The following is a 12,410-nucleotide window of genomic DNA, read 5'->3' as shown; positions in this document are numbered from 1 at the left end:
TTTTTGTGGTGCGTGTCCCGTCCTGAATAAGGTTTACACCTTCTGATCTGCTTTTCAGGAGGACGTAATGGAATCAGTAAAAAGGCGCAGTCAGCGCGACTACACGTTGACCTTTAAATTATCGGTCGTTGATCAGGTCGAAAAAGGCGAGCTGAGTTATAAAGAGGCTCAGGAGCGCTACGGGATCCAAGGCAAAACGACTGTTCTGACGTGGTTACGCAAACACGGTCGGCAGGATTGGAGCCCAGGCACCTACATTGGCTCGCCGAGGATGGGGTCTATGCCCGACAAAAACCGACCATTAACGCCAGAGCAACGCATCAAAGAGCTTGAAGAACAGTTGGCGCTGTCCAATCAGAAAGCGCAGTTTTTCGAAGCTGTCGTGGACGTCTTGAAAAATGACTACGGTCTCTCTGTCGTAAAAAAGCGTCCCGGCAAGTCCTCGCGCAAAAGCGAATCCAAAACCTGAGCATCAGCAGGGCTTGCCAGTTCATGGGGATAAGCCGCCAGGCGTACTACAAACGCAATCGCGCCGATGCTGCTCGTCTGGTTCAGGATCAGAAAGTTGCCGATTTCGTTCAGCAAAAACGTCAGCGGCAGCCGCGTTTGGGTACCTGAAAGTTGCATTATTTGCTGCATTGCCAGCCGCAGCATGAGCTGCAAGTGGGTCGAGACCGCCTGTTTTCAATTCTGCGCGAGAGGCGTTTATTGGTAGCCCGCAAGCGGGCGTATCACAAGACAACCGACAGCCATCACCGCTTTCGGCGTCATCCAAACCTGCTCAAACCCGGCCCTGATCAAGTTATTCCCAGCGGCCCGGAACAAGTCTGGGTGGCTGACATCACCTATCTGCTCACTCAGGAAGGTGTGGCCTATTTGAGCCTTGTGACGGATGCTTTTTCACGAAAGATCGTGGGCTATCACGTCCATGAAAGCCTGCACACCGAATCGGTAGCGCATGCGCTGCGTCGAGCAGTGAGTCAGCGTCAAACCGTGCAGCCGCTGGTACATCACTCAGACAGAGGCAGCCAGGTATTGCTCGGGGATGTATCAGGAGTTGCATGCGAAACACGGCATCAGGTGTTCGATGACGGATGGCTATGACTGCTACCAAAATGCCTTGGCAGAGCGGGTCAACGGGATATTGAAGACAGAGCTTTTGCTCCAGCGGCCACAGGATTTAACGCAGGCGAAGAAGATGGTCAGCGAGTCAGTATCGATCTACAACCGTGAGCGTCCACACCTGTCTTTGAAATACAAAACGCCCGATGCGATGCATCGGGCGTTAGGGTGAAACAGGTGTAGACCTATTTCAGGGCTAGACACCGGCAGCCTTCCTGATCCAGTTTGTCGAAGACGGTGAATCCCTGGCGCGCTTCGCCAATGACAGTTTCGACCTGGCGGTGATCCAGTCGCCGAATGCCACGGACGCACCCGAAATGATTCGGCAACTGACCCGCGTGGCCCGGCAGGGATTGATTACTCGCCGTTGAAGCCCCGAATGAGTCGGTCCGACTGTTGCTCATCGGCAGCTAGAACTGGCTGTTCAGCGATACGCCAAAACGCTCCGGGATGTCCATGGAAAGGCTACGAGTAAGTTCTCGTACCTTTCCTATACAGCTGAAGATGTGCGTGAACTATATGGGAAAAGCAACGCTTTAAAGCAAGCTTTTTGAAGGTTCTATCGTTTTATCAGTATCCAATAAAAATCCCTGTGATTGGGAGTGTGTTTGATATGAAATGATTCAAATGAAAGTTTAGAAACTGCGTAATCCAATAGTGCTGCCGTGTTTTCACGCGTGTAGAAGTGTACGTGTATAGATCTCTTCTCTTCAATTGCCTCTTTTACGCGTCCTTCCCAATTGCCCCTTGTGCTTGCCCAGCGCTCATAATGCATAGCGGAGGGTTCCCATATATCATCTTTATATTCCGCTAGCATCTCTTCGAGAGAGCTTGGCTTGTGCCGGTAGTCTTTCGTACCTGCAATGTCCGGCACAACCGAAAGAATCACGCCACCCACTTTTAGTTTTGATGCCCAATGAGCCAGATGCCCGATAGGATTGGCTAGGTGTTCAAATACATGGCTTGAGAATATAAAGTCTAAGGATTCATCTTCGCACGGTAGCGCTGCCGCCTTTCCTACTATATGGTTGGACCAATCTGCGCTGTCGGATTCATATTGGCCGCCTTTGTCGTATAGATGCTTCCATTCGCCCGAGGACATTTCTTCTACGTATTTAACATGAACTCCTTCTCTGTTGATGATTTGTGGTTTTGGTCCCGGGCCAACTTCTATTCCGTTTCCTTTCGCTATAGAGGTTAAGTCCGATCTATTTAGGCAACGATTGATCATGAGATCGGCATTTTGGCCCTTCAATAAATTGAATCTCATTACCAGTGACGTGGCTGGGTTGATAGCGATATGCGAAAGTGGCCACGGTATCGAAACCGTTTTGGGGTCATGGTTTATTGGAATGGTTGTGGTGCTGATGATCAGGTCGCCCACCATGAGTTGCACATCTAAGCTGGCTTCACCTCGATCCGTACGCGCATACCAGCCGATCGTTTCGGCACGCGTAGAAAACGGATACCACCTGATAACTTCAGAAACTGAAATCTGTGGCTTGTCATCGGCTTGAACTCGTAATGCGCGCCATTCATCCCCGCTCGGAAGCTTGAGCTTCGCGAGTGTGACTTTGTCGGTAATTCTTAGAATTTCATCTTTACGATTAGCCATGTCGAATAAATTCATTTGCGCACTCTTATCGTTGTGTGACCTATTTTATTTACTTGTGATCGCTTTCAGATGGAGCCCAAAAGGCATGCTATCACCAATGGATTGACAACCGAAGTGTGGTAGGGATGGCTTTTTTTGCCTGGGGAAAGGTATGATCATAACCTAAAAACGTAGTGCCACATGCTGATCGGTACGCTTAGGGGCAAAGCTCGCAAGGCAGAAGCAGGTGGTGAGATTTCATGGTTTCGGCTATCCACACCTCTTATTGGGCGCAGGGCTTGGTCCTGTTGGAGTGAAGGCAATACCACCCTTGTCTAAAGCCTACTCAGATCAGCTACCGGGCTTCTCTGTAGTAGGGCGTGGCTCCGTCCAAGCTGCCGGGTTGGCTCTGCCATGTGAGTTGACAAAAAAATTAATGAGAAAACACATGATCGTGCTGGTTTTTGGTTTGGTTATCTTATCAACGTGGTACGCGGGGGACGGCAGCGTCAGGACCCTATGCGCCATCTCTCTGCTATGCACTGGATGGAGCGGAATTGATGTCAAAGGCTGAGTCTTCAATATCAAAGGCTGACTCTGCAACTTCAGTCAAAGACATAATCCCGCCATCACATCTGGCCTATCGCGGCGATATTGACGGTCTTCGTGCTATTGCCGTTTTGGGTGTGGTGTTGTATCACGCATTTCCAACACTTATTGTGGGTGGGTTCACAGGTGTTGACGTTTTTTTTGTAATTTCTGGTTATTTGATCTCTGCGAATATTTACAAGACGGTGGCGTCTGGGAGTTTTAGTATTATTGATTTTTATCATCGTCGAATTAGAAGGATATTTCCTTCGCTTGTTCTAGTGATGGTGGTGTGTCTGTTTTTTGGATGGTTTGCTCTTTTTCCCAACGAATATGCACAGCTTGGAAAGCAAGCAGCTCTAGGGGCGGGCTTTGTATCTAATATAGGTTTTTTTAGGGAAAGTGGTTACTTTGATGTTTCGTCGATTACTAAACCGTTATTGCACTTGTGGTCGCTGGGTGTAGAAGAGCAGTTCTACATTGTTTGGCCGATTGCTGTGGTACTGCTGTGGCGCACAGGTCGGTTTTTTGGCGGTTTCCTGATTTTATCGATTGTCGTGTCTCTAGTAGCTTCGATTATGGTTATCAAGACCAACCAAGTGGCTGCCTTTTACCTGCCATTTTTCAGGTTCTGGGAGCTGGCCATGGGGGCTCTGCTTGCATATATGTCCAGGAATGGATGGAAAGCTCATTCATTTTGTTCATGGCTAGGGCTGGCCCTGATCGTTGCCTCTTATGCATTCGCTAAAGAGGGAGCGACATTTCCCGGATATTGGGCCGTGCTCCCAGTGTTTGGTGCATGGTTGATTATTGCTTCAACCCAACAGGGGTGGCTAAATCAAAAAATTTTGGCTTGTCCCGCAGCTAAATTTTTTGGGTTGGTTAGTTTTCCTTTCTATCTTTGGCATTGGCCTGTCCTGTCGTTCGCAAATATTGCCCTTGGTGAGGAGCCATCGTTGCTTGTTAGGATCGCGGCGGTGGTGTTTTGTTTATTGCTGGCGTCTGCAACATACTTCTTTGTCGAGAAGCCACTAAGGTTTTCCAAGAAAGCATACATATCTGTAGGTTTAGTGCTTTCAATGATTGGTGTTGGGGTATTTGGCTGGTACGCGGCGCGAACGAACGGAGTACCTTGGCGCGCGGCAGCGATAGATCAGGAGGCGTTGAGTAAGCTCATGGTTGGTCCGACCTGGAAATACACGAAAAACGAACTTTGCGTTTCCTTGTATGCGCCGACGTTTCGTTATTTTTGTTCACAGGAAGAAGTAGGGCCTCCCACGGTTATTCTAATCGGAAATAGCTATGCTAATCATTTATATGGCGGCCTGGTCGAAGATGCGAATTTGTCTAGGCAAAACATTCTCTCGTATGGATCTTGCCAGCCCGGCGGTTATCAAATCGACTGTGACATGCAAGAGCAAATCGTTACGGAGAACCCGTCAATTAAATTCGCGATTATTAACGAGCTTTGGCCCAGGCTCGGTGCAGATGGGCGAGAGCAGGATATGATCAGCGGTGACTCTTTGAAAGGCGGGGGGGATTTAGCTGCCCGGTATGAAGAGTTTCTAAATGCGAAAATTGACTTCATGAACAAACATGGTGTGACCACTATAATTTTTAAACCTAAGCCCGAAGTGATGTATGAGCCGAGGACGTGCTTTCCGCGTCCTTTCGCCCCCGCCGCAAACAATTGTGTGCTTTCTTTGGAACAGGTTAGGAATCAGCAAGCTGGTATTGTTGCTGTAATTGATAGGGTTGCAGCAAAACATCCTGAGGTTTTTGTATTCGATCAGAATCCGCTATTCTGCGATGAAAATTCGTGCAGTTTGATAAAGAATGGATTGCCCTTGTTGCGAGACTTTCGTCATTACAATGAATATGGCAGTCGATTGATCATCAATAGATTTGTGGAGTGGTCGAAGCAGAATAATATCGGAATAGTTGATTGATTTGCAGTTTCAGCAGGCCCGTCCAGTACGGGCCTTTTTTGTGAGGGGCGCCAGGCATGGCGCGTTGCGCGTAAGCACAACCAGCTTGGCTATGGTGGCCATGCTGGTGACTTGGAGGTGAAAGTCCTCTACACCCCCGGCAAGGGGAAGTGTTAGCCAGAGGCAAGGGTGTCGCGGGTGACTGCGAATCTGAAGGAAGCCCGAGGCAAAATGCTGGCCTGACGAACAGGAAGGGGATGAGGCGGCGTAGCGGGGTAAGACGGCCCATATCGTCAAAGCCCAATACTTGCACGGAGCGCTACGACGTATATCCGACAGGCATAAGCAGGAAGGTCGCGCGAATTGCCCTCGGAGATCTGCAGGCTTGCCACTGTACTACCGAGCGTCGAGAGGCGACGGGATGAGTGTGCAGAAGTCAGCTGAAGCCGTAGTAATCGCCGTCACCGGGATGATGAAGGGCCGAACAGGTTATGCCGCCGGTAGGCGTCAGAGTCTCGTCGAATGTCCGAAAAGCAGAAATCTCTCGACAAGAGGGCTGTAACCCCAAGTTCTGGACGGAATCCAGGGCTTTCGGCTGGCAGTGCGCAGGCATCGGCGGCGTCTGTGGCGTGGACGAGCGCGGAGCCGGACACGCTGATGGAGCGGATGCTTGCACCCGCCAACCTGCGGCGTGCGTATCAACGTGTGGTCAGCAACAAGGGTGAACCAGGTGCCGATGGCATGACGGTGGAGCAATTGGCGGACTACACGAATCAGTATTGGCCGATCCTCAAGGCTCGGTTGCTGGCCGGCGAGTATCACCCGCAAGGTGTGCGCGCCGTCGAAATCCCTAAACCCAAAGGTGGAACGCGGCAGTTGGGCATTCCCTGTGTCGTGGATCGCCTGATCCAACAGGCGCTGCTGCAACAGCTCACGCCGATCTTCGACCCTCTGTTCTCGGACTACAGCTACGGCTTTCGCCCGGGCAGAAGCGCTCATCAAGCCATCGAAACAGCCCGCGCCCACGTGGCGGCGGGCCACCGCTGGTGCGTGGAACTTGATCTGGAGAAATTCTTCGATCGGGTCAACCGCGATGTATTGATGGCCTACGTCGAGCGTCAAGTCGAAGACAAGCGAGTGCTCAGGCTGATCCGTCGTTACCTCGAAGCCGGAATCATGTCGGGCGGGGTCGTCAGCCGACGGAAGGAGGGGACGCCGCAAGGCGGCCCGCTCTCGCCGTTGCTGTCGAACATCCTGCTCAACGAACTCGACCGAGAGTTGGAACGACGGGGCCATCGCTTCCTGGGTCAGCGTTTGAAACTAACGCTGAATCGAGAGAAAAGCCGTGTGGCACGGCCCTGGGTCTGTGACTACCTGGGTTATGGGAGGAGCTGGCCTCAACAACCGAGGCTGAAAGTGGCGTCGATGAGCCTAAATCGCTTGCGCGACCGGCTCAAAGAGCTGCTGCAAGGAGCACAGGGTTGCAAGATGGCTACGATCATCGAACGAATCAACCCGGTGTTGCGCGGTTGGGCAGGCTATTTCAAGTTCAGCCGGAGCAGAAAACCACTTGAGGAGCTGGACGGGTGGGTACGACGCAGACTTCGATGCATCCTATGGTGTCAATGGAGGTGGCCCTCAACGAGGGCGCGCAGCCTGATACGCCTGGGGCTCAAAGAAGAGCGGGCCTGCAAATCAGCGTTCAATGGCCGTGGTCCATGGTAGAACTCGGGAGCGTCACATATGAATCAGGCGCTGCCGAAGAAGCTGTGGGATCGGGTTGGGCTGATCTCGATACTGGAGACGATCAACGGTTTATCCGCATAACCTGAACCGCCGTATACGGAACCGTACGTACGGTGGTGTGAGAGGACGTCGGCTGTGAGGCCGCCTGCTACTCGATGGTGTGATTTGACGAGCGGCCGGATAAGGATATGGGTAAGCTCCCGTTGGGCTGCGAAGCGGCCACAGGTTACGATTCAGCTCTCTGAATGATGAATAAGCCCACTGATCCCTGGAGCGGTTTTCTTGGCAGTCTCGAAAAAAATCTTGATCACTGGGGCGACAGGCTTCATTGGTTATGAGCTTCTACACCATCTCCTGCCGCAAAAAGATCTGGAGCTCATCGCTCTGGTTCGACGGCAAAGTCTGGAGATACCCAGTGCTGTGACGCAGCTTGTCATTGGCGCTGATTCCTTTCCTGAAGGCGTCACTACTCTGGTGCACCTCGCCGGTCGCGCACATGTGTTGAAAGAGTCATCAAGCTCGCCCATCGATCTATATCGAGCCGACAACGTTGAGTTCACGCTGAGTCTTGCTCGCGAGGCGCTCGCCCGCGGTGTGAGGCGCTTTGTTTTCATCAGCTCAATTGGCGTCAACGGCCCGAGTACGAACGGTACGCCGTTTAATGAGCTATCCATCCCGGCTCCCGCGGCTGACTACGCCATATCCAAATGGGAGGCCGAACAGGCGCTTATCGAGTTGTTGAGAGGCTCCGACATGGAGCTGGTCATCATTCGGCCGCCGCTGGTCTATGCGGGTCATGCTCGAGGAAATTTTCGGCGTCTGATGAAATTGGTCTCCACGGGCCTGCCAATGCCTTTCGCTGCGGTAAAAAATCACCGCAGCATGATTTCATTAGAAAATTTAGTGAATTTCATAAGTCTTTGCATTGAGCATCCGCGAGCCGTCAACGAGACATTTTTAGTATCCGATGGGGTCGACTTCTCCACGGCTCAAATCGTTGAGTTGCTGGCAGGGGGGATGGGGAACGGGGTTCTCATGCTTCCAGTGCCACCCATTTTGATGCGATGGGGGGCTCGCGCTGTTGGTATGGGGGGGGCGTTTGAGCAGCTCTGCGGGTCTTTGCGGGTCGACACCGATAGAGCGCGAAATCTGCTGGGTTGGAGTCCGCCAGTTAGCGCGGATTCGGCGATTGTGCAAGCTGGCCGTGATTTCAGGGTGCTTCAGCGGAGGCGATGATGGAAGCGAAACCATTCGCTGCAACAAGGTGTCTGTTTCTGTAACAGGATCAGTTCGTTAATTCATTTATAGTGGTTGAAGCAAGGTGGCAGGGCGTTCAATCCATTCCAGCCTAAGGAAATGAATGAAAAAGCTTATTTTTGTCATGGTGGTTGCGCTGGTGTTAGTAGGCTGTACCACTCACGCCAAAACGCGTGCAGTGCGTGGTGTCAGCGGCATACAGGTGGATTGCTCGGGGCTGGGGTCGGGTTGGGAGAAGTGCCACAAACGAGCTGCGAAAGAGTGCAAGGGGGCAGGGTATAAAATCATCACCCGCTCTGATGACGCCAGGGATGAGGATGCCTATCCCTTCGGTTTCAATCCAGCCGGATACCTGACTCGAACGATGCTGGTTATCTGTCGCTGAGCCGTAGCAGCGTCCCGCTCCTTCTGCACGAAAATGGGGCGCAAGCGAGATAGCGAAGATATGTCAATAGACAGGCTGTTCAAATCCTTTCTGTCATGCTAAAACCTTTGAAGCGATTTTCCTAGCTGCTTGAAAAAGAAGGGAAAAACATGACGAAGTCGGAGTTGATCGAACGTATTGTTACCCATCAAGGGCTACTCTCATCCAAGGATGTGGAGCTGGCCATCAAGACCATGCTTGAACAGATGTCTCAGTGCCTTGCCACGGGTGATCGAATCGAGATCCGTGGGTTTGGCAGTTTCTCCCTTCATTACCGGGCGCCGCGTGTAGGTCGCAATCCTAAAACTGGCCAATCCGTGAGTCTGGACGGTAAATTCGTTCCGCATTTCAAGCCGGGTAAGGAACTGCGAGATCGCGTGAATGAAGAGGAGGAGGGCGTTTGACCTCCGTTAACAAAGGAATGGGTCATGCGTAATTTGAAGCGTGTTCTTCTTGCTCTGCTTGTTCTGCTGGTGGTTTCCGCCGTTCTCGCCTTTGTATTGGAAAATCAGCAGCAGGTTTCCTTGTTATTCCTGGGATGGGCTGGGCCGAAGTTGCCTGTGTCGGTAATAGCTGTAGCTGCATTGCTGGTCGGGATGTTGATGGGGCCGCTGTTGGGCTGGCTTCTGCGGCTTGTGAAACGACCGTCGCGTAGGCGTCTTGCCTAGTGGTTGCAGAGGATTTCTACGCTTGAATCAGAGCCGATCAGTCTATATCCGTTAGTAAATCATTCATTTACCTGTAAAATGCGTCCCTTGACCGGGTAAGGCCATCGCTTGCTCGAGTAAAAGTGACGAGGCGTCGCCAGCGCGATGACTTCATATGGATGGATCAGACGACGCTTGATTGGCGGTCTGTCGACAGCTCAAGGGTATGATTTCGCGTGAAAATTCTAGTCACCGGCGGCGCCGGGTTTATTGGCTCCGCAGTCATTCGCCATATTATTTCCAACACGACTGATTCCGTAATTAACGTCGACAAGCTTACCTACGCCGGTAACTTGGAGTCATTGGCCGAAGTCAGCCAAGACTCGCGTTATGCATTCGAGCGGGTCGACATCTGTGATCGCGCCGAAATAGACCGCGTCCTGCGTGAACATCAGCCGGATGCGATCATGCATCTCGCGGCAGAATCCCATGTTGATCGCTCCATCTCCGGACCATCGGAATTCATCCAGACCAACATTATCGGCACCTACACCTTGTTGGAAGCGGGACGCCATTACTGGTCCGCGCTGAGTGATGAGCGTAAAGCCAGCTTTCGCTTCCACCACATTTCAACAGATGAAGTGTACGGCGATCTGGATGGGCCGGAAGATCTCTTCACCGAAACCACGCCATACCAGCCAAGCTCCCCGTATTCCGCCAGCAAGGCCAGTTCCGATCATCTGGTTCGTGCCTGGGCCAGAACCTATGGTCTGCCAACGCTGGTAACCAACTGTTCGAATAATTATGGCCCGTGCCATTTCCCTGAGAAATTGATCCCGCTGATCATCCTCAACGCCCTGGAAGGTAAGCCTCTGCCGGTCTATGGCAAGGGTAATCAAGTTCGCGACTGGCTCTATGTCGAAGATCACGCTCGCGCGCTTTATAAGGTCGTGACGGAAGGCGTTATCGGTGAGACCTACAACATCGGCGGTCATAACGAAAAACAGAACATCGAAGTTGTGCACGCGCTGTGTGCATTACTCGATGAGTTGCGTCCAGACTCCGCTCACCGTCCACACTCAAGCTTGATCACCTACGTACAAGATCGTCCCGGTCACGATCAGCGTTATGCGATTGATGCCAGCAAGATTCAGCGTGAGCTTGGTTGGGCGCCTGAAGAAACGTTCGAAACCGGTATTCGGAAAACCGTTGAGTGGTACCTCAACAATACCGAGTGGGTCGCTCATGTGAAGAGCGGCAGCTACCAGCAGTGGATCGATCAGAACTACACGGATCGTTCGGGCAAGGCATGAAGATCCTTCTTCTGGGTAAGAATGGGCAGGTGGGTTGGGAGCTGCAACGTTCCCTTGCACCGCTGGGTGAGTTGATTGCCTTGGACCGTCACCCATTGGATGGTTTGAGCGGCGACCTGTCTGACCTCGATGCACTGCGTGCGACGATCCGTCAGGTCGGCCCTGATATTATCGTCAACGCAGCGGCCTATACGGCTGTGGATAAAGCCGAGTCCGAGGCCGAGTTGGCAGAGCGGGTAAATGCCCAGGCTAGCCAGGTCATGGCTGAGGAAGCCGCGTCTCTCGACGCATGGCTCATTCACTATTCAACCGACTATGTCTTTAACGGCGAAGGTACGAAGGCTTGGCAGGAAAGTGATGCGGTCGCTCCGATCAATCGGTACGGCGCGAGCAAGCTGGCGGGCGAACAGGCGATTATTGCCTCCGGTTGCCGCTATCTGATTTTTCGTACTAGTTGGGTTTATGGCACGCGCGGCAATAATTTCGCGAAAACCATGCTTCGGCTAGCGGCGGATCGTGAAACTTTAAATGTTATTGCGGATCAGATCGGCGCGCCTACCGGGGCGGACCTGATCGCAGATGTCACGGCTCTCGTCATTCACCAGGTTGTTAAGCGTCCTGAGCTGGCGGGCCTTTACCACTTGGCGGCGGTCGGTGAAGTGTCATGGCATGGCTACGCCAGCCATGTAATTGATTTCGCCAAGGCAAACGGCGAAGTGCTTGCGGTGAGGTCCGTTAATCCGATCGATACGAGCGGCTATCCTACACCAGCGCAACGCCCGTTGAACTCACGTTTGAACACGCAGAAGTTGCGCGAAAATTTTTCACTACACTTGCCGGACTGGCAAAGTGGCGTAACCCGAATGCTTAGGGAAATTCTGAATAAATGACCACGACAAACCGTAAAGGCATCATCCTGGCAGGTGGCTCGGGCACACGACTGCACCCGTTGACCCTTGGCGTCTCGAAGCAGATGCTGCCTATCTACGACAAGCCGATGATCTTTTATCCGCTTTCGGTGCTTATGCTCGCGGGAATGCGTGAGATTCTCATTATTTCCACGCCGGAAGATTTACCTTGTTTTAAAAAACTGCTCGGTGACGGCAGCAGGTACGGCATCAAGCTGACTTATGCCGAGCAACCCAGCCCGGATGGTCTCGCCCAGGCGTTCATTATCGGTGAAGAGTTTATCGGGACGGATCCTTGCTGTCTGATTCTGGGAGACAATATTTTTTACGGTCAGCATTTCTCGGATAACTTGCGCTCGGCCAGTGAGCAAGAGCACGGCGCAACGGTGTTTGGTTACCACGTATCTGACCCGGAGCGTTTCGGAGTGGTTGAGTTCGATGGCTCAGGAAAAGCCCTGAGCATAGAAGAAAAGCCGCTGCGGCCGAAGTCTAACTACGCGGTGACCGGCTTGTATTTCTATGACAATCAAGTGGTCGAGATTGCCAAGAACATCAAGCCTTCCGAGCGCGGTGAACTGGAAATTACTGATGTCAACCGAGCCTATCTTGAGCAGCAAACCTTGAGTGTCGAGATGCTGGGACGCGGCTTTGCCTGGCTGGACACTGGCACTCATGATTCGTTATTGGAAGCGAGCCACTTTGTGCATACCATTGAGCAGCGTCAGGGCTTGAAGGTGGCGTGCCTAGAGGAGATCGCTTACCACAATGGTTGGATCACTGCGGAGCAGTTGGGTGCGCAAGCCGAAGCTTTGAAAAAAACTGGCTACGGTCAATATCTGCTCAAGCTCCTGGGTTCGCGAGTTCACTGATGCGAAGGGTGCGC

General features: G+C 52.3%; 9 protein-coding genes and 3 pseudogenes. 11 read left to right on the top strand and 1 reads right to left on the bottom strand.

The window, feature by feature from the left end; translation table 11 throughout:
• Nucleotides 1-67 precede the first annotated feature (67 nt).
• Together VQ575_RS18405 and VQ575_RS18400 are read left to right on the top strand one after the other, a co-directional pair.
• A pseudogene (locus tag VQ575_RS18405) lies at nucleotides 68-1,294 on the top strand (IS3 family transposase).
• Nucleotides 1,295-1,325: 31 nt separating this feature from the next.
• Nucleotides 1,326-1,493, top strand: a pseudogene (locus VQ575_RS18400) (class I SAM-dependent methyltransferase); the annotation flags it as partial.
• Nucleotides 1,494-1,681: 188 nt separating this feature from the next.
• Here VQ575_RS18400 and VQ575_RS18395 read toward each other — a convergent pair.
• Nucleotides 1,682-2,752 (bottom strand): methyltransferase domain-containing protein, encoded by a 1,071-nt coding sequence (locus VQ575_RS18395; RefSeq protein ID WP_325918186.1) that lies wholly within the window; start codon nucleotides 2,750-2,752, stop codon nucleotides 1,682-1,684.
• Nucleotides 2,753-3,276: 524 nt separating this feature from the next.
• On the opposite strand from VQ575_RS18395, the gene VQ575_RS18390 reads away from it, so the two are divergent.
• The 9 genes and pseudogenes from VQ575_RS18390 to rfbA all read left to right on the top strand — a co-directional run bounded on the left by VQ575_RS18390 (nucleotide 3,277) and on the right by rfbA (nucleotide 12,396).
• Nucleotides 3,277-5,253, top strand: a complete 1,977-nt coding sequence (locus tag VQ575_RS18390; RefSeq protein WP_325918185.1) for an acyltransferase family protein — start codon at nucleotides 3,277-3,279, stop codon at nucleotides 5,251-5,253.
• A 470-nt stretch (nucleotides 5,254-5,723) separates the two neighbouring features.
• Nucleotides 5,724-7,059 (top strand): annotated as a pseudogene (locus VQ575_RS18385) (group II intron reverse transcriptase/maturase).
• A gap of 201 nt (nucleotides 7,060-7,260) precedes the next feature.
• Entirely contained in the window at nucleotides 7,261-8,214 is a 954-nt protein-coding gene (locus VQ575_RS18380) for an NAD-dependent epimerase/dehydratase family protein (RefSeq protein ID WP_325918184.1), read from the top strand.
• Between the two features lie 124 nt (nucleotides 8,215-8,338).
• Nucleotides 8,339-8,620 carry a hypothetical protein gene (locus VQ575_RS18375; protein ID WP_325918183.1) on the top strand — a complete coding sequence of 94 codons (282 nt, stop codon included), beginning with the start codon at nucleotides 8,339-8,341 and terminating at the stop codon, nucleotides 8,618-8,620.
• 149 nt (nucleotides 8,621-8,769) lie between these two features.
• Entirely contained in the window at nucleotides 8,770-9,063 is a 294-nt protein-coding gene (ihfB, locus tag VQ575_RS18370) for an integration host factor subunit beta (protein WP_025805547.1), read from the top strand.
• 24 nt (nucleotides 9,064-9,087) lie between these two features.
• Nucleotides 9,088-9,327: a lipopolysaccharide assembly protein LapA domain-containing protein gene (locus tag VQ575_RS18365; RefSeq protein ID WP_325918182.1), complete on the top strand. Its 240-nt coding sequence runs from the start codon at nucleotides 9,088-9,090 to the stop codon at nucleotides 9,325-9,327.
• Nucleotides 9,328-9,542: 215 nt separating this feature from the next.
• Nucleotides 9,543-10,619, top strand: a complete 1,077-nt coding sequence (gene rfbB / locus VQ575_RS18360; protein WP_325918181.1) for a dTDP-glucose 4,6-dehydratase — start codon at nucleotides 9,543-9,545, stop codon at nucleotides 10,617-10,619.
• The gene (gene rfbD, locus VQ575_RS18355) at nucleotides 10,616-11,509 is read left to right on the top strand and encodes a dTDP-4-dehydrorhamnose reductase (RefSeq protein WP_325918180.1); all 894 of its coding nucleotides are present in this window, start codon (nucleotides 10,616-10,618) and stop codon (nucleotides 11,507-11,509) included. The genes rfbB and rfbD overlap by 4 nt, the downstream gene beginning before the upstream one ends.
• On the top strand, nucleotides 11,506-12,396 hold the full coding sequence (rfbA, locus tag VQ575_RS18350; protein WP_325918179.1) for a glucose-1-phosphate thymidylyltransferase RfbA: 891 nt from the start codon (nucleotides 11,506-11,508) through the stop codon (nucleotides 12,394-12,396). The genes rfbD and rfbA overlap by 4 nt, the downstream gene beginning before the upstream one ends.
• The last annotated feature ends 14 nt before the right edge of the window (nucleotides 12,397-12,410 follow it).

The organism is Pseudomonas frederiksbergensis, from assembly GCF_035751725.1.
Classification (GTDB): domain Bacteria; phylum Pseudomonadota; class Gammaproteobacteria; order Pseudomonadales; family Pseudomonadaceae; genus Aquipseudomonas; species Aquipseudomonas frederiksbergensis_A.
The sequence above is the reverse complement of the archived record's forward strand: the minus strand, read 5'-3'. Positions and strand labels throughout refer to the sequence as shown.

Excerpts from the sequence above, each read along its gene's own strand:
- VQ575_RS18375 (WP_325918183.1), top strand. The coding sequence starts at position 8,339 with ATGAAAAAGCTTATTTTTGTCATGGTGGTTGCGCTGGTGTTAGTAGGC.
- VQ575_RS18395 (WP_325918186.1), bottom strand. The coding sequence starts at position 2,752 with ATGAATTTATTCGACATGGCTAATCGTAAAGATGAAATTCTAAGAATT.
- VQ575_RS18390 (WP_325918185.1), top strand. The coding sequence starts at position 3,277 with ATGTCAAAGGCTGAGTCTTCAATATCAAAGGCTGACTCTGCAACTTCA.
- ihfB (WP_025805547.1), top strand. The coding sequence starts at position 8,770 with ATGACGAAGTCGGAGTTGATCGAACGTATTGTTACCCATCAAGGGCTA.
- rfbD (WP_325918180.1), top strand. The coding sequence starts at position 10,616 with ATGAAGATCCTTCTTCTGGGTAAGAATGGGCAGGTGGGTTGGGAGCTG.
- rfbA (WP_325918179.1), top strand. The coding sequence starts at position 11,506 with ATGACCACGACAAACCGTAAAGGCATCATCCTGGCAGGTGGCTCGGGC.
- VQ575_RS18365 (WP_325918182.1), top strand. The coding sequence starts at position 9,088 with ATGCGTAATTTGAAGCGTGTTCTTCTTGCTCTGCTTGTTCTGCTGGTG.